This window comes from Nocardia sp. NPDC052112 (genome assembly GCF_040680135.1).
GTDB lineage: Bacteria > Actinomycetota > Actinomycetes > Mycobacteriales > Mycobacteriaceae > Nocardia.
Map to the genome: position 1 here is coordinate 28,182 of NZ_JBFAWD010000010.1, position 16,488 is coordinate 44,669.

Annotated in this window: 16 protein-coding genes and 1 pseudogene; 5 read left to right on the forward strand and 12 right to left on the reverse strand. The window is 65.9% G+C overall.

Annotated elements, in window-relative coordinates:
• Positions 1-4 precede the first annotated feature (4 nt).
• Positions 5-1,279, reverse strand: coding sequence for a TIGR03118 family protein (locus AB0L58_RS20545; protein ID WP_364389230.1), 1,275 nt, complete (start codon positions 1,277-1,279; stop codon positions 5-7).
• Between the two features lie 205 nt (positions 1,280-1,484).
• Between AB0L58_RS20545 and AB0L58_RS20550 the strand changes: the two genes are divergently transcribed.
• Positions 1,485-1,991: a peroxynitrite isomerase gene (locus AB0L58_RS20550; RefSeq protein ID WP_364389232.1), complete on the forward strand. Its 507-nt coding sequence runs from the start codon at positions 1,485-1,487 to the stop codon at positions 1,989-1,991.
• 77 nt (positions 1,992-2,068) lie between these two features.
• Here the strand turns inward: AB0L58_RS20550 and AB0L58_RS20555 are convergent, their stop codons facing one another.
• Positions 2,069-3,304 (reverse strand): hypothetical protein, encoded by a 1,236-nt coding sequence (locus AB0L58_RS20555; protein ID WP_364388930.1) that lies wholly within the window; start codon positions 3,302-3,304, stop codon positions 2,069-2,071.
• A gap of 159 nt (positions 3,305-3,463) precedes the next feature.
• Here AB0L58_RS20555 and AB0L58_RS20560 point away from each other — a divergent pair, with 159 nt between their 5' ends.
• Positions 3,464-4,588 (forward strand): BTAD domain-containing putative transcriptional regulator, encoded by a 1,125-nt coding sequence (locus tag AB0L58_RS20560; protein ID WP_364388931.1) that lies wholly within the window; start codon positions 3,464-3,466, stop codon positions 4,586-4,588.
• Here the strand turns inward: AB0L58_RS20560 and AB0L58_RS20565 are convergent.
• The 6 genes and pseudogenes from AB0L58_RS20565 to dxr all read right to left on the reverse strand — a co-directional run bounded on the left by AB0L58_RS20565 (position 4,582) and on the right by dxr (position 11,665).
• The gene (locus AB0L58_RS20565) at positions 4,582-6,369 is read right to left on the reverse strand and encodes a penicillin-binding transpeptidase domain-containing protein (RefSeq protein WP_364388933.1); all 1,788 of its coding nucleotides are present in this window, start codon (positions 6,367-6,369) and stop codon (positions 4,582-4,584) included. The genes AB0L58_RS20560 and AB0L58_RS20565 overlap by 7 nt on opposite strands.
• Positions 6,370-6,433: 64 nt before the next feature.
• Positions 6,434-7,297 carry a GNAT family N-acetyltransferase gene (locus AB0L58_RS20570; protein ID WP_364388935.1) on the reverse strand — a complete coding sequence of 288 codons (864 nt, stop codon included), beginning with the start codon at positions 7,295-7,297 and terminating at the stop codon, positions 6,434-6,436.
• An 80-nt stretch (positions 7,298-7,377) separates the two neighbouring features.
• On the reverse strand, positions 7,378-8,535 hold the full coding sequence (gene ispG / locus AB0L58_RS20575) for a flavodoxin-dependent (E)-4-hydroxy-3-methylbut-2-enyl-diphosphate synthase (RefSeq protein WP_364388938.1): 1,158 nt from the start codon (positions 8,533-8,535) through the stop codon (positions 7,378-7,380).
• 181 nt (positions 8,536-8,716) lie between these two features.
• A pseudogene (locus AB0L58_RS20580) lies at positions 8,717-8,916 on the reverse strand (zinc metalloprotease); the annotation flags it as partial.
• Between the two features lie 129 nt (positions 8,917-9,045).
• Positions 9,046-10,245: a site-2 protease family protein gene (locus tag AB0L58_RS20585; RefSeq protein ID WP_364388940.1), complete on the reverse strand. Its 1,200-nt coding sequence runs from the start codon at positions 10,243-10,245 to the stop codon at positions 9,046-9,048.
• Positions 10,246-10,525: 280 nt separating this feature from the next.
• On the reverse strand, positions 10,526-11,665 hold the full coding sequence (gene dxr, locus AB0L58_RS20590) for a 1-deoxy-D-xylulose-5-phosphate reductoisomerase (RefSeq protein WP_364388942.1): 1,140 nt from the start codon (positions 11,663-11,665) through the stop codon (positions 10,526-10,528).
• Positions 11,666-11,830: 165 nt separating this feature from the next.
• On the opposite strand from dxr, the gene AB0L58_RS20595 reads away from it, so the two are divergent.
• Positions 11,831-12,097 (forward strand): DUF2631 domain-containing protein, encoded by a 267-nt coding sequence (locus AB0L58_RS20595; RefSeq protein ID WP_364388944.1) that lies wholly within the window; start codon positions 11,831-11,833, stop codon positions 12,095-12,097.
• A gap of 41 nt (positions 12,098-12,138) precedes the next feature.
• Here the strand turns inward: AB0L58_RS20595 and AB0L58_RS20600 are convergent, their stop codons facing one another.
• Complete coding sequence (locus AB0L58_RS20600; RefSeq protein WP_364388945.1) at positions 12,139-13,071, reverse strand: LysR substrate-binding domain-containing protein; 933 nt, start codon at positions 13,069-13,071, stop codon at positions 12,139-12,141.
• A gap of 83 nt (positions 13,072-13,154) precedes the next feature.
• On the opposite strand from AB0L58_RS20600, the gene AB0L58_RS20605 reads away from it, so the two are divergent.
• Positions 13,155-13,568 (forward strand): DUF5997 family protein, encoded by a 414-nt coding sequence (locus AB0L58_RS20605; RefSeq protein WP_364388947.1) that lies wholly within the window; start codon positions 13,155-13,157, stop codon positions 13,566-13,568.
• A gap of 55 nt (positions 13,569-13,623) precedes the next feature.
• Here the strand turns inward: AB0L58_RS20605 and AB0L58_RS20610 are convergent, their stop codons facing one another.
• Together AB0L58_RS20610 and AB0L58_RS20615 are read right to left on the reverse strand one after the other, a co-directional pair.
• Positions 13,624-13,890 (reverse strand): hypothetical protein, encoded by a 267-nt coding sequence (locus tag AB0L58_RS20610; protein WP_364388949.1) that lies wholly within the window; start codon positions 13,888-13,890, stop codon positions 13,624-13,626.
• Entirely contained in the window at positions 13,883-14,458 is a 576-nt protein-coding gene (locus tag AB0L58_RS20615) for an RNA polymerase sigma factor (RefSeq protein WP_364388951.1), read from the reverse strand. Before AB0L58_RS20615 ends, AB0L58_RS20610 begins: the two co-directional genes overlap by 8 nt.
• Before the next feature lie 203 nt (positions 14,459-14,661).
• Between AB0L58_RS20615 and AB0L58_RS20620 the strand changes: the two genes are divergently transcribed.
• The gene (locus AB0L58_RS20620) at positions 14,662-15,453 is read left to right on the forward strand and encodes an SAM-dependent methyltransferase (RefSeq protein WP_364388953.1); all 792 of its coding nucleotides are present in this window, start codon (positions 14,662-14,664) and stop codon (positions 15,451-15,453) included.
• On the opposite strand, the gene AB0L58_RS20625 is transcribed toward AB0L58_RS20620, so the two are convergent.
• Positions 15,450-16,487, reverse strand: coding sequence for a hypothetical protein (locus AB0L58_RS20625; RefSeq protein ID WP_364388954.1), 1,038 nt, complete (start codon positions 16,485-16,487; stop codon positions 15,450-15,452). The two genes, AB0L58_RS20620 and AB0L58_RS20625, sit on opposite strands and share 4 nt — an antisense overlap.
• Between the last annotated feature and the right edge of the window lies 1 nt (position 16,488).

Sequence of the window (16,488 nt, forward strand, 5' to 3'; positions counted from 1 at the left end):
CGGGTTACTTCAAGCGGAGCTTGCCGAAAAGGCCTTCCTTCTCGTCATCCGGGCCCGCGGTGAAGTACAGCGAGTCGGCGTCGCCGAGGCTCTCGCCATTGCCGAACATCAAGGCCCACAGACCTTCGATCTCGACCGGCTGTCCCTTCTCATCGCGCAGATAGTCGACGAACTTGCCGGTGGCGTCGTCATAAGCGAGCACATGGCCGAGACCGCCGAAATTGCCGACCAGCAGCTTGCCGCTCAGCGGACCGAAGTTCGCGGGAGCCACCGTGACGCCCCACGGCGCATTCAGGCGACCGCCGTCGTCGAGGATACGCACGAGCTTGCCGTTGCCGTCGAACTCCGCGACCTTGCCCTTGGCCGGCTTGCCGTTGGCGTCCTTCTCCTGGTCCTTGTCCAGTGAATCCTCTTCGGCCTTGTCGAACTTGGACGCGTCCTGCTCATCCGGCTTGGTATCGGCGTAGGAGACGAATACGCGGTTGCCGATGGTGGTCACATTGAACGGCGCGGGATCGCCGGGCTTGGCCGTCTTGCCCTTATCGGGTGCGGCCGCGTCGATCTGGTCGCCGGTGGCGAAGGGGTTGGCGAAGCCGACGGTCGGGATCAGCTGCCAGTCCTTGTCGAAGGTGCGGATCTGCGGGCTCTCGCCGAAGTCGGCGGCGAGCAGCTTGTCACCGGACGGGGCGAGCGCGATGCCGAAGAACGCCATGCCCTGGGACTCACCGTCGAAGACCAGATTCGCGGGACCGTCGTGCCGGATGATCGCGCCCTCGGGACCCTGCTCGGTCCAGGCCGAAATCTTGCCGGAGTCGGTGGCGAAGATGAACCGCGACGATCCGGTCAGCGGCACCGGCGCACCGTCGACGTCCACCGGCTGGTCACGCACGACGAACAGATCGGAGGTGATGGGAGCGCCATTGAAGACGACACCGGTGGTCTTGCCGATGCTCTTATCCGAGGTGTCGGCATCCGCGCCGGGAATGGTGACGATCTTCAGCGGATCCTGGAACAGTTTCTGCACCTTGGGATCCGCGGACGCGCCGACATCGCCGACGAACTGGAAGGACTTACCACCCGCGCCGACCCAGAAATGCCCGCCCGCGCCCTTGGGGCGATCGGCGAGCCCCCACGCGTTCACCATGTCCGGAAAGGTGTACTGCGCTTTGAATTCGGCATTGTTGGCGGCGAGGTTGGTCTGCGCGTAGTGGTTGCCGTCGAGGGCAGGTACTTCATCGTTCGACGACTTCGAATCCGAGCATGCCGCGGCCACAACCAGGGCAGCACCGAGCACCGACGCGCGCAGCAGACCATTGCGGGTCCGCGACCGCCAGGCACCGTTGCGGCGCGATTCACTAAGGCGTGCGTTCAACTTTTCGTCCTTTCCAGCCACTCGCAACCCTCATTCGGCGATTAGGCGATGCTAACCTTAGCTTGGAAGAATTTCGACCGTACGGGAACACCTCGAATCCGACAGGTTTAAGCTGTCGCGCGTGGTCGCCCCCCAACCTGCTGTCGCTCCCCATCCCGATATCGCTCCGCTCGCACCCTTGCTGGGCACATGGCGCGGACCCGGGCACGGTGAATACCCGACCATCGAGTCATTCGACTACGTCGAGGAAATCAAGTTCGGCCACCTCGGCCGTCCGTTCCTCACCTACCGCCAGCGCACCCGCGCCGCCGACGGCAGCCGGCCGATGCACGCCGAAACCGGTTATCTGCGTTGCCCGCGGCCGGATCACGTCGAGTTGATCCTCGCCCACCCGACCGGCATCACCGAGATCTGTGAGGGCAGCCTCACCATTGTCGATGGCGAACTGCATATGGAGTTCGAATCGACCAGCATCGGCCGCAGCAGCACCGCGAAACTGGTGACCGCGCTCGGCCGTTCGATGGTATTGACCGGCGACACCATCGAATACTCGCTGCGCATGGCCGCGGTCGGCGAACCGCTGACCCACCACCTCGCGGCGACCCTGCACCGCGCCTGACCGAGTCGCACCGGTCGCGTCGACACGCACGCTCAACCACATGCAGGTGTCGCCGGCGCACTGACGCTCACCTCAGGTCAGCCACGCGTCGGGTCCGGGCGCCACGGCACATAGATCCGTCCTGCGGCCTCGGCGGCAGCCTCGGCCGAGTGGAGCTGATATGGGGTGATACCGCCTGCTTCCCAAGCCCCCACCGAACCTGCCGCGACGGCTTCCGGTGACTTCGCGGTCAACCCGATCTCATTGCGCACCACCGCGATCGGCCGATCGGCCAGCGTAAACCAGTCCAGGTCCAGGAAATCGTGGCTGCCATAGGTGAGCGCCCCGCGGCGCATGGCATCGCCAAGGCGGGTCGCCATGCCCGCGGTGCTCAAATGTCCTTCGTTGGCTTCGAACAATCCGGCTCCCGCATGGAGGTAGCCGGTTTCGAAGAGCGAAATCACCATGGCGAGCAGGCTGAACGCGCGCGGGTCATCGTTGGCCCGCGCCATGAAGGCGAATACCTCGATCTCGTTCTCCAGCGTCGTGCCGTATCCGGCGAGCACATGCACCCAGTCGTGCTGGGCGAGCAGCGGCGGCGCCGAACCCGGTAGGCCGGGCGTGACGAAACCACGGTCGGCATAGAAATCGGCGACGCCGCGCCCGAGTGTGCCGACGGGCAATTCGCGCAGGGTGGCCCAGTGCGCGGCCAAGTCCGGATCATCGCTGACCTGCCCCCAGGACGAATCCAGACTTTCGGTGTGCAGTGCGGTCAACCGGCTCGGATCCAGCCCGCCGAGGTAGCCGTTGCGGTCGAAGTCGACAGCGGCCAGTTCGATCGCACCTTCGGCGTACTTCTGCGCCACCGCGATCATGTCGTCGTCGACCTCGAGCGCGTCGGCGAACTCCCGCAGTTTCGCCGCGACGGCAGGTGGCAATGGCCGCACCACCAGCGCGGACAGCAGCATCGTCTGCACGATTCGTTCCCGGAAGATCCGGTTGCGCCTGGCCAGCCCGACCGCGAAGGTTTCGGCATCGGTATGCGGCAGCGTCTCCAGTTCGACCCGATGTCCGGTCATCGACAGGAACAGTGACGGAATCAGCAACTGCTGCAGCGGGGTCAGCCCGTCCGCACCGGACGCCGCGGCGACCACACCGCTCGCCAGCAGCGCCACTTCGGCCGCATCCGGTGGGGTCAGCAGTACTTCGTCCATCCGGTCAACTCCAACAAGATCGCCGACGAGGTCCACCACGGCGGTGGACGATCCCATTATCGAGCCGAATTCGGCACGGCGCGTGGTCGTTTCGCCGACGGCGTATTCGCGGCCGGACATTACCGGCACAGTGTGCCATCGGTGCGTATGCTGAATTCCATCGCGTGACGCTTCCGTCGGCGAAACAGTCGTGGGGCAGCGGCGGCCCGGAAGCGGATTGCGTTCGGAGGGAATCCGGTGGGCTCCGCGGGCTCGAATCGACCAGCGCTCGATCTTCGAGTGCTCGGACCGGTGCGCCTGCTGGTCGACGATCGAGCGGTACCGTTGCCCGGCACCAAACTCCGGGCGCTGCTCGCCATGCTCGTCATCAACCGCCGCAACGCCGTCGCGAAAACCACACTGGCGAACAGCATCTGGGACGACGAGATGCCGAATCGCTCAGTCGACGGTCTCTACGCCTACGTCTCGAATCTGCGCACCGTGTTACGTTCGGCCGGAGTCGACGACCGGGCCATCCTGCGCACCGTGCACGCCGGATACCTCCTCGATATCGGCGAGGACCAATGCGATGTCGGCCGCTTCGAGCGGGCCAGGACCCAGGGTTCGCTGGCCTTCACCACCGGCGATCTGGAAACCGCGGCCGAATGCTTCGCCGACGCGCTCGCGCAGTGGAGCGGTGAGGCGGTCGCCGGATTGCGCGGCCTGCGCTTCGCCGACAATTTCGCCACCGATATGGACGAGCGCCGGTTGAATGCCATCGCCGATCGCCTGGACGCGGATATCGCGTGCGGGCGCGAGGGCGCAGTTCTCGGCGAACTGACCGCATTGACCGCCGAACATGGCGTGAACGAGCGCCTCTGGCGGCTGTTCATTTCCGCGCTCTACCGCGCGGGCCGCCAGGCCGACGCACTGGCCGCCTGTCTGCGCATCCGCCGCAACCTGGCCGACCAGCAGGGCATCGACCCGGATCCGCGCACCCTGGCGTTGGAGGAGGCGATCCGCAGCCAGCAGGCGTTGCCGACGGTCTCCTCCCCCGGCGCGACCAAGCGGGATCTGCCCGATGTGCTGCGGCAGGCCTGGCTGCGAGTCGGCGACGGTGAGGCGATCGCCATACCGGCGACCGGACTGCGGATCGGCCGCGAATGGGATAACGACATCGTGCTCGACGACGTCCGCGTCAGCCGCAAACACGCACGCATCGTGCCGCGCGACAACCGGATCTTCATCCGGGATCGGGATTCGGCCAACGGCGTGTACGTCAACGGTGTGCCGATCGGTGCCGATACCGCACTCGCGGACGGTGATGTCATCCGAATCGGTTCCACCACACTGCGTTATGAGATGCCAGATCGCGGCACCCCGCCGGAGACCACCGGTCGCACCGGTTCCAGGCGGGTTCAGTAGCCCGCGGGCAGGGCGGCGAGCATATCGCGCGTCACCGCGACGGCATTATCCGAACTGCCGCCCTTGACCAGCAATGTCGCGAAGGCCAGATCGCCGCGATAGCCGACGAACCACGAATGCGAGCCACCATCGACCTCGGCCTCCCCGGTCTTGCCGTACACCTCGCCCTGGTCGGCAATGCGTTCGGCGGTACCGCCGGTCACCACTTTGCGCATCATCAGGCGCAAACCATCGATCACCTCCGAACCGATGGCCGGACGGTCACCCTTGATCTCGGTGGTCCGTCCGGCGATCAGATACAGCACCGGCACCGACCCGTGCGCGACGGTCGCGGCGAGCACGGCCATGCCGAACGGACTCACCACCACCCTGCCCTGTCCGATACCGTCCTCGGTGCGCTGGATCATATCGTCGGCCGGTGGTACCGAACCCGATTCGGTCGGCAGGCCGGGAACCGTATAGGCCTGCCCCACACCGAGTTTCGCGGCGGTATCGTGCAGTGCGTCACTCGGCAGGGCACTGGCCAACTTCGCGAACGCGGTATTGCAGGATCGCTCGTAGGCGGTGGCCATCGGTACATCACCGAGTTGGAAGAGGTTGTAGTTCGGAATTGTTCGCTCCCCGATGACAATTCGGCTCGGACACGGCAAAACCGTTTCGGGAGTCGCCTTTCCGAGTGCCATGGCGGCGGCCGCCGTCACCGTCTTGAAGACCGAACCCGGCGGGTACTGGCCGATGGTGGCCACCGGACCGTCACGGTCGGCCGCCTTGTTCTGTGCGACAGCGAGAATCGCGCCGGTCGACGGCCGCAGCACCACCATCATGGTCTGCTCCGCGCGGCCGCCGACGGCACGCTGTGCGGAGTTCTGCACATTGCGGTCGATGCTGAGCGAGAACGACGGGGCAGGTTGTGCGGGCACCTCGGTGAGTACGTCGGTATCGGCGCCGTTGGCGTTCATGGTGACAACGCTCCAGCCCGCCTTGCCGTCCACCTCGGCGATCACCGTCTTGCGCACCTGCGCGAGCAGATCAGGCGCGAAATCGCGGTCGGTGGGGACCATATCCCACTGCTGGGTCAGCGTTACCCCGGGCAGACCGATGAGATCGGCACTGACCTGGCCGAATTCGTACTCGCTCAGTAGCGCGACGGTGTACTCGCCCTTGGCGGCGTATGCCGCGCTCAGGATCGCCTCGGGGGTGAGCCGGTCATCGAAGCGGTTCAGCGCTGCCGCCAACGAGGTCGCCGTATAACCCGGATCCGGTGCGGAGGTCACGGCGAACGCGACCCGAGATACCTTGCCCGGCACCAGCACATCACTGCCGGACTGCTCGTTCACGCTGGCTCGGGGAGCGGGGTTCGCGCGCAGTGCCATGGTCTGGGTGGCGCCGAGTTTGGGGTGGATATCGGAGGAGGTCCAGCGCACCATCCAGCGGCCGTCACTGCGGCCCATCTGCAATTGGCCGGTGTACTTCCAGATCCGGTCCTTGGGCAGGCGCCACTCGTAGGTGTAGTCGACGGTCGCGGTATCGCCGGTGACCCTGGCCGCGCCGGTATGCGCGGCCAACTTCTCGGCCTGCAACTCGTCCCATGCGGAACGCAGTGCGGCGGTTGCCTTCTCGGGTTGACTGGTCAGTTCGGCCGCGGCCGCGATGTCGTGGCCGGCGAAGGCGGCGAGGAAGGCATCGGCCGCGGGCACCGGTCCCTGCGGACTGGCCGAGCAGCCGGATCCCGCCGCCGCGAACGCCGCGACGGCCAGCGTAATGAGCATGCGAGTCGACATCGGGACAGATCGTATAGCCATCGGCGAGCAAACGGCTGTGGCACACCGATGTTCGGCGCCGCGTTCAGTCGAGCAGGACGGTGGCGAAGGTGGCGATCTGCCGGAATCCGACCCGGCTGTAGGCCCGGCGGGCGATGTTGTTGTAGTCGTTCACGTAGAGGCTGGCGGTGCGCCCGGATGCCACCACCGCATTCGCCACGGCAGCCGTACCTCGGGTGCCCAAACCCTTGCCGCGACGTTCGGGATGTACCCAAACGCCCTGGATCTGCCCGGTACGCCGGGACAGCGATCCGACCTCGGCCTTGAACACCACCGCGCCGTCCTCGAAACGTGCCCAGGCGCGGCCGGATTCGATCAGACTCTGAATCCGGCGCCGATAGCCGCGACCGCCGTCACCCGCGCGCGGGTCGACCCCGACCTCCTCGATGAACATGGCGATCGCCGCGGTGAGATAGCGCTCCAACTCGTCCGGCCGTACTCGGCGGACCTGCGCATCGGCGGTGGCCAGCGCGGGCTGGCCGAGGGCGAGCAGCGGCTGTGCCCGGCGTAGCTCCCGTTCCGGTCCCCAATGCGCGGACAACATCTCCCACAGTGGCAGCGTCAATTCCTGACGCCCGACCACCGACGAACACACCCGCGGCCACCGGAGCGCCCGCGTGGCGAAGGCGCGCAACGCGTCCTCATCGCCACGCAGGGGCACCAGATTCGCGCCGGAGAAGCACAGCGATTCGGCTGGACCGCCCCGGCTCCACAGTTCACCGTGGCCGACGCCGGTATCCAAGCCGAATTCCTGTAACCGCGCCGCGACCATGCACGAGGCGATCGGATCGCTGTCCAGCACCCGTAGCACCTGTGCCAGATCCCGATTCGCGAGCTGACGCGCGGGGGCATCCTTGGCCCGTCGCGCCGGCTCCAGCAGACTCCGCACATCGACAGCCTGCCACGAATCGCTCGACCGCGGTACGGCTACTCCGGAACCCACGATCACTTGCGGATCGCTCGAAGGGGTCAGCCGACCGTGACCACAGGTTCGCCGGCGCCGACCGTCTCGCCCATCTCCTCGGCGATGCGCATGGCCTCTTCGATCAAGGTCTCCACGATCTGCGCCTCCGGCACGGTCTTGATGACCTGGCCCTTGACGAAGATCTGGCCCTTGCCATTGCCCGAGGCCACACCGAGGTCGGCTTCCCGTGCCTCACCCGGACCGTTCACCACGCAGCCCATCACGGCCACCCGCAGCGGCACCTCCATGCCCTCCAGACCGGCGCTCACCGCATTGGCCAGGGTGTACACATCGACCTGGGCGCGACCGCAAGACGGGCAGGAGACGATCTCGAGTTTGCGCGGGCGCAGGTTCAGCGACTGCAGGATCTGCCCGCCGACCTTGACCTCCTCGGCCGGCGGCGCGGACAGCGACACCCGAATCGTGTCGCCGATGCCCTCGGACAGCAGCGCGCCGAAGGCGACGGCGGATTTGATCGTGCCCTGGAACGCGGGACCGGCCTCGGTCACACCGAGATGCAGCGGGTAATCGGACTGGGCGGCCAATTGGCGATAGGCCTCGACCATGACCACCGGATCGTTGTGCTTGACCGAGATCTTGATATCGCCGAAGCCGTGCTCCTCGAACAGGCTCGCCTCCCACAGCGCCGACTCCACCAGCGCCTCCGGGGTCGCCTTGCCGTACTTCTCCAACATCCGCTTATCCAGCGAACCGGCGTTCACGCCGATGCGAATCGGAATGCCCGCAGCGCCCGCGGCCTTGGCCACCTCGCCGACCCGGCCGTCGAATTCCTTGATATTGCCCGGGTTCACGCGCACCGCGGCACAGCCCGCATCGATGGCGGCGAAGATATAGCGCGGCTGGAAATGGATATCCGCGATCACCGGGATCTGGCTCTTGCGCGCGATGGTCGCCAGTGCGTCGGCGTCCTCCTGGCGCGGGCAGGCAACGCGCACGATATCGCAGCCCGAGGCCGTCAGTTCGGCGATCTGCTGCAGGGTGGCGTTGACGTCGTGGGTCTTGGTGGTGGTCATCGACTGCACGGAAATCGGGTGATCGCTGCCGACGCCCACATTGCCCACCGTCAATTGGCGGGTCTTGCGGCGAGGCGCGAGAACGGCCGCGCGTGCGGTCGGCATCCCCAATCCGATTGTGCTGGTCACTTTCGGCTGCCTACTTTCGTGCGTACTTTTTCGGGCCGTTCGCCTACCGAGCTTAGCCGCGTACTGCGGCTGCCCACCCTGTGACAGCCATGACATGAGCCATGACACACAGCTGTCCCGAAATGCCAGCAATCCGGCATTCGCGGCAGTTATCGCGGCACAACCGCGACAGGTTAGCGCGTCAGCGGAACAACTGGATCGGGTTCACGATGTCGGCGACCAGCGTGAGCACCATATACGCACCGCCGACACCACTGCGACGTAGGTCACCGGAAGCAGTTTCAGATAGTCGACCGGACCGCTCGGCGCCAGCCCCTTCCAGGCACGAACGGTATCGCGGATCTTCTCGTAGCGCACCACCGCGATATGCCCGCCGTCCAGCAGGGCAAGGGCCTGAATCGCGCCGACCGGCTCCAGCCGTACCCGATGGATATACCGACCGGCTCCAGCTTCGCTGCGCACAGCCCGTGCTAACCATGACCCGAGCGGCCTGACGTCACCGCGCAACCCTCAGAAAAGTCGGATCGGGTTCACGATATCCGCGGCGATCGTCAACAGCATGTACGCACCACCTATCACCACAACGACATAGGTGACTGGCAGTAGCTTCAGATAGTCGACCGGCGCGCCCGGCGCCAGCCCCTTCCAGCCACGAATCGTGTTTCGCGCCTTCTCGTACAGCACCACGGCGATATGCCCACCGTCCAGCGGCAACAGTGGTAGCAGGTTGAATGCGCCGAGGAAGAAATTCAGACTGGCCAGCACCAAAATGAAGACGTTCCACAAGCCGCGCTCCGCGGTCTCGCCGCCGATCTTGCTGGCACCATACACGCTGACCGGTGTCTCCGGATCGCGCTCACCGCCGGTTACCGCGGTCCACAGCGCGGAGACCTTTTGCGGCATCTGAGCCAGCGATACGAAGGTACGAGTGAACACCTGCCCGGTATATGCACCGGCCGCCGGGATCGCGGCCAGCACGTTGTACTGCAGCGGCTCGTAGTACTCCGAGCCGACGCCGACCGCGCTGACCTCCCTGCCCGGTCCATTCTTCTCCGCGTAGCGGGTGACGCGCTGCGGGGTGACCTCGATCGTCTCGGTCTTGCCGTCGCGTTCGATGGTGTAGCTGAAGGTGCCGGTCTGTTTCTGGGTTTCGGCGGTGAACTGTTGCCAGGTGTCCACCTTCACGCCGTTGACCTTCTTGACCACGTCACCGCGCTGCAGTCCGGCCCGCTGCGCCGGCCCGGTGCCGTCACAGCTCACCATCGACTGGTCCGGATTCTGCTGCGGCACACAGCTCATCGCACCGATGGTGGTAGCGGGCGGCTGGTCCAAGCGCGGCAGGCCCCAACCGACCGCGAGCACGACCAGCAGCAGGAAGCCGAGCACGAAGTTCATCGCGATCCCGCCGAACATCACGACCAGGCGCTTCCAGGTGGCCTGGCGGTACATGGCGCGGTCGAGATCCTCGGGTGCCAGTTCGTCCAATGCGGTCATGCCCGCGATATCGCAGAAGCCGCCGAGCGGCAGCGCCTTGAGGCCGTATTCGGTTTCACCGCGGCGGAACGAGAAAATCTTGGGACCGAAGCCGATGAAATAGCGCCGCACCTTCATGCCGGTGGACTGGGCGGCCCACATATGCCCGCATTCGTGCAGCGCGATCGATATCGTGATGCCGAGGGCGAACAGTACGAACCCCAACGCGAACACCATTTGCTGTACAGCCCTCCTGCGTTGCGCAGCTCGCCTCAAATGAAGTGCGGCCGCCCGCAGCGGCCGCGACTACCCGCGGACGCACACTCGTTCCGCACCGCGAGCACCCCGACCACAGTAACCGGACGCCGAGCAACCTTCGCTGCCAAGTCTGCCAGGCCACCATCCAGCGGCGCGTCCGATCGCATCGACGCTCGTTCGGTGCGGACGATCCGCCTGCGCACACATGCCACGCAAACCGCCGGTTAGGGCGCGCAATGCGGCTCATCAGGACGATGGATCACCGATCGACGAGCGCGCGGGCGTAGTCGCGCGCCCAGGTGTCGGCCGCCAGCACGTCCTGGAGTGTCTCGGGCTCGGCCCGCCACTGATCGGCGGCCTCGACGGCGCGGGCGACGGTCCGCACGATATCCGGGAAGCGAATGATCCCGTCCAGGAAGGCTTGCACCGCAATCTCATTCGCCGCGTTGTAGACCGCGGTGACGCTGCCGCCCGCCGTGCCCGCCTGCCTGGCCAGCTCGACCGCGGGGAATACCGCATTGTCGACCGGCTCGAATTCCCAGGTCGACGCCGTGCTGAAATCGCAGGCCGTGGCCGCGCCCGGCACGCGATCGGGCCAGCCGAGAGCCAATGCGATCGGCAGCTTCATATCGGGCGGACTGGCCTGGGCCAGTGTGGAGCCGTCTGTGAAGGTGACCATGGAATGCACGATCGACTGCGGATGCACCGTGACATCGATGCGGTCGTAGGGCACCCCGAACAGCAGATGTGTCTCGATCAGTTCGAGGCCCTTGTTCACCAGCGATGCCGAATTCAGGGTATTCATCAACCCCATCGACCAGGTCGGATGCGCCTTCGCCTCGGACGGATTCACCGACTCCAGCATTTCGGTGGTCCAGCCGCGGAACGGGCCGCCCGATGCGGTCAACACCAGCCGGTCCACCTCGTCGGCTCGGCCGCCGCGCAGGCACTGGGCAAGCGCGGAATGTTCGGAATCGACCGGCACGATCTGGCCGGGTGCGGCGGCACGGGTCACCAAGGAGCCGCCCGCGACCAGGGATTCCTTATTCGCCAGCGCCAGCCGGGTGCCCGATTGCAGGGTGGCCAGGGTCGGCTCCAGGCCGAGCGAGCCGACCAATGCGTTGAGTACGACATCCGCCTCGGTGCGGCGCACCAGTTCGGTGACCGCGCCGGGACCGCTCAGTGTCAGGTCGAGTCGCGTTCCAGCGGCCGGATCGGCGACCGCGACATTGCTGGTCCCGGTGGCCGCCATCTGCGCCGCGAGCAGCTCGGTATTGCCGCCGCGCGCGGCCAGGCCGACCACCTCGAACTTGTCGGGATTGGCGGCAATCACCTCGAGCGCCTGGGTACCGATGGAACCGGTGCTGCCGAGCAGAAGGACTCTCACAATGTCGGACACGGCCCCATTGTGGCAGCGGGGCTGGCGACGCGTCCGAGGGCGGTAGCCCGCGTAACCACGTAGGACACCGCTTGCACCGCCGATCGACACAGCCCTGTTCGCTACGACGAGCGGTCGTATGCCACGATATCGGCAGCAACGCCTACACCGAGCTAAGGAGCGATCGTGGCCGCCACGGAACTCGAACCCACCAGTGACCGCGCAATCGTCACCCATGTGGATACCGCCGAGGTTCCGTCCGCCGAATGGGGCTGGAGCGGGGAATCGCGCCGCACCTTCCGCACCGCGGGCTGGATCGTCTGCATCATCCTGGTGGCCATGACGATCGGCAACCACAAGGGCCATATCGAGGACGTGTTCCTTGTCGGCTTCGCCGCCGTGATCGCGGGCGTCATGATCCGCGACTCGATTCTGCGCCGCAAGCCACGGTAGTCCACGCCGAAAGGCATTGACTCGGTTGCGAATTCGCCCGCCTAACGCCCTCGGCGCTTGGCGGGCTTTTTCTTGGCTCCGGTGCTCTTGACGCCGCTCTTCCCCGTACCCCGAGTGGAGCGCTTCGCGGTGGTCTTCTTCGGCTCGGTCTTCTTGCGCTGAGCCTGGGTGCGCGAACTGCGTTCCGAGCGGCCGCGCACGATGCCGACGAACTCCTCGATCAGCTCGGTGGTCTGTGCCGCGGGCCAGGCCAGTGCGATTTCCGTATCCGGGACGCCCATCATCGTCCGATAGACGAGGTCGCGGCGGGCGTGCAGACGGGCAATCGAATGCGGAACGATGGCGACACCGACCCCGGCCGCGACCAATTCGATGGTGCTCGCGATCGCATCGATATCACCCGAGTCCTGAATCCGTTCACCCTCCAGATCGCCCATGCCCACCTGTTCGAACAGCGACAGGGTGTGGTCCTTGGGCAGCACGACGACAGGCAATTCGCGGTAGAGCGGAATCGCGCTGAGACCCGCACGGTCGATGGGTAGGCGAACGAAGCAGGCGTCGACGCGACCCTCACGTAGCGCCGCGAGTTGTTCGGCCATCGGAATCGGGATCACCTCCAGCGACGTGTCCGGAAACCGCTCACCCCAGATCCGCACCCACTTGGACACCGTGACGCCCGGTACGAAGCCGACCCGCAGTGCGACATCCTCCGCGGCCACGGGCTCGGGCTCGTCGGCGTGCGCGATGATATCCCTGGCAGCGCGCAGCAACTGCTGTCCGGCCTCGGTCAGCTGGGTCGGCTGCGCCCCGGGCACGAAGAGTTCGGTCCCGAGTTCGCGCTCCAAGTCGATCACCGTATGACTCAACTTCTGCCGAGAGATGTGCAGCGATTTCGCCGCGCGGGCGAAATGCAGTTCCTCGGCAACCGCGACGAACCAGCGCAGGCGGGTCACGTCGATGGACTCGGGGTTCATTCGTACGAGGGTATTGCCATCCGGGTCGGGGATCCGCGAGGCGGGTGGTCTGGAGCCGTGCGATGGCCGGATATTCTGTACCGGTGAGCCCGGATAAGAAACCGCAGACCATGAAGCCGCTGACCGCGGCGAACAAGCTCGGCATCTACCTTCCGGCGACGCCCGAGGAATTCCGCAACTCCCCGATCTCCCGCGCCGACCTCGAACAACTGCGCACCGATCCCCCGGCCTGGCTGACCGAGCTGCGCAAGACGGGCCCCTTCCCCCGCGATATCGTCGCCCGCAAACTCGGAGTTTCCAATACCGGCCTGGCCCGCGCCGAAGTCTCCGACGCGATGAATGCCGAGGAGATCGCCGCGCTGCTCGCCGACCCGCCCGAATGGCTGATTCGCGAGCGCGAGAACTACGCCGCAGTGCGGAAGGACGACGAGCGCATCAAAGCCCGACAGGCCGAACGCCGCGCCGCGTCCAACCGCCCCGCGAAGAACCGCCCCTAGCGCAACAGCCGCACCCATTTCGGGGTGCGGCTGTCTTTCGGGGTGATGGAAGCGGTTATGCCGCACCGGGTTTCGTGGTGACCAGTTGGCAAGTCCCGTCGGTGCACGAACGCCGCCATCGGCCACGCGAGAGGGTCTGGAGCAAGCCGATCGTCCAGCAGGTGGGGCAGCCGCGCAGTGCGACCAGGCCGACCGGCAGGAGCAGCAGGCTTATCGCGCCCACCACCGGCAGCAATGCGAATGAACCGATTGCGGCGCCGAATCCGATTGCGCCACGGGCCAAATGGCGCGATAACGACGCACTCGCGAAATCATTACGCATTACCGACCTCCAGACGCTGCTGCACCGCCACACGCGCCCGATGCAGTCGTGATTTCATCGCCGCGGTGCTCAGTCCGAGCAGATCCGCGACCATTCGACCGCTGTACCCCTGCACATCCCGCATGATCAGCACTCGCCGCTGATCGCCGGGCAGTGCCGCGATCGCCGCGGCCACCCGCTCGGCCTCCCAGCGATTGATCGCCTCCTCTTCCGCCGATGCGATGGCCGAGTCGGGAATCGGTTCGGCCCGACGCGCGCGCAACCGCAATTGCCGCAGACACTCGTTGCGCACGATCCGAAACATCCACGAGGCCAACGCACCCGAAGCCCGCAGCGTCCCGATCTTGCGATACAGAATGATCAACGCCTCCTGCGCCGCGTCCTCGGCATCCTCCGGCGTCGCGCACAGCGAGTAGGCGAACCGCCGCACATGCGGATGCGATCCGGATACCAGCGTGGTGATCGATTCGATATCGCCCTCCCGAGCCGCGGCGACGAGATGTTCGTCGGGCCAGCACCCCTCGGTCACCGCGACCGGCTCCGCCGCCGCAGCACGGTGATGCTGCACGCACAAATGAGCAGCGCCCCAACGACAATCGCGGCAATGATCACGACAAACCTCCCGATCTCGTGCCGGCCGTGTTGCCGACACAAGTATGAGAGGTGTAAACCCGCACAAAGGATTCACCGCAATCGAACGGCGCGGCTCGATCGAGGCGGACAAATGACCAGACGTTGTTACGATTTGTCGAAGAACATCAAGGAGGTGCGGTGGCTGAGGCCGATCGGGCACCGGCGGGCGTCGATCCATCCAAGCCGAACGCAGCTCGGGTGTACAACTACCTGCTCGGCGGTAAAGACAACTACACGGTGGACCAACGGGTCGCCGAGCGAATGCTCGCGGTCGCACCGGACACCAAGTCGACGGCTTGGTTCAGTCGCAAATTCCTCCACAGAGCCGTGGCAGAAGCCGCAGAGGCCGGAATTCGGCAGTTCATCGATATCGGTGCCGGTATCCCCATCTCGCCCAATGTGCACGAGGTTGCGCAGAAGATCGACTCCTCGGCGCGCGTTGTGATGATCGACTACGACCCGGTCGTGTACGTGCACACTCACGCGCTGTTGTCCGGTGCGTCCGGTGTCACATCGATACTCGGTGATATTCGTCGAACGGACGAGATCATCGAGAAGACCAAGACCGAGGGGCACATCGACTTCGACCAGCCGGTCGCGATCCTGATCGTCGGCGTGCTGCACTTCGTGATGGACGATGAGTATCCGGCGGATATCGTCGCACGCTTGCGCGATGAGATGGCGCCGGGAAGCATCCTGGCCTTCACGCACGGATCCGTCGATACGCAACCGGAGTTCGTCGAGCGGTCGACCGGAGACACCGACGGCAGCTCGGCACAGGTCCGGTTCCGGACCCCGGAAATGGTGGCCGCCTACCTGGACGGTTTCGAGGTGGTCGAACCCGGTCTGGTGCCGATACAGGAATGGCTCGACGACGACCTGCCGCGCACCAAGTTGGTGATGCTGGGCGGCGTCGGACGTAAACCCTAGGCCGCGGCGAGCGTATCGGCACGGGCCGCGAGCGTGTCGGCGATCGGACGCGGACGACGACCGAGGCCACATGAGCTCGCGACGCCGTCGACCGGTCTACCCAGTGCGTTCTCGATCATCCGTAAGGTCTCGACCTGCTCGGCGACCGTAGGAGTTTCGTGCACGAATCCCGCGTAGAAATTGGTGCCCTCGGCGAGTGACAGATCGGCGAGCGGGGCATAGAACGCGGGATTCGCCGACGGCGGGATATCTCCGGCCGCGAACGGACCGTGCAGATAGGTCAGCGGGCGATCCGACGGCCACTGCCGGACAACAGAATTGGCCAGCTCCACGAAGGGGCGCAGATCGCGCATGCTGACCCGGGACTTGTTGCGCATGCTGCCGACGCACAGATGGACGCCGAATCTGGTTCCCGCGGGCGCGGATTCGGCCAGCGCCGCGATCCCCGCGCCCAGCCGCAATGCCGCATCCAGCCGTCGGTGCAGTGGTTGTGTCCGCGCCATGAGCACCATTTCCGCTGTGGCCTCCAGCTGCAGGACCCCGTCAGTACCGACGAGTTCGTGGATGGCCGCGATATCGCGCACGGTCGCGTCACGGAATGCCTTGCGGTGTGCGCGGACACCGGAAATGCCCATGGCGATGAAAGCCAGGGTGAGATCGGTCGGCATGCCGATCTGGAGGGTCAGTTCGGGCAACTCGCGCGTCGCGCGCAGATCCCGGAATATCGGGAGCGCCTCCTGGGCCTCGGCGAGATAACCGAGGTCCATCATGTCGCCCGTCAGCTCGCGCCCCTGCGGAACCCGATGGATGGTCCGCTCCCGACTCGACTGCCATGTGCCCGATTTCTTCACCTCCAACGCGCCCTGCGCCACCAGATCCTCGATGATCGGCTGGATGTAGAACTCGTAGCGACGTGTCTCCCCGGTCGCGAGCGTGCGTAGCCGCGGTCCCGCGGCATCGAGCATCGCGCGCATCGCGTCGTCCGTACTCGTACCCGGAAAGCTACCGACGAAATGCACACCACGCGAACCCATG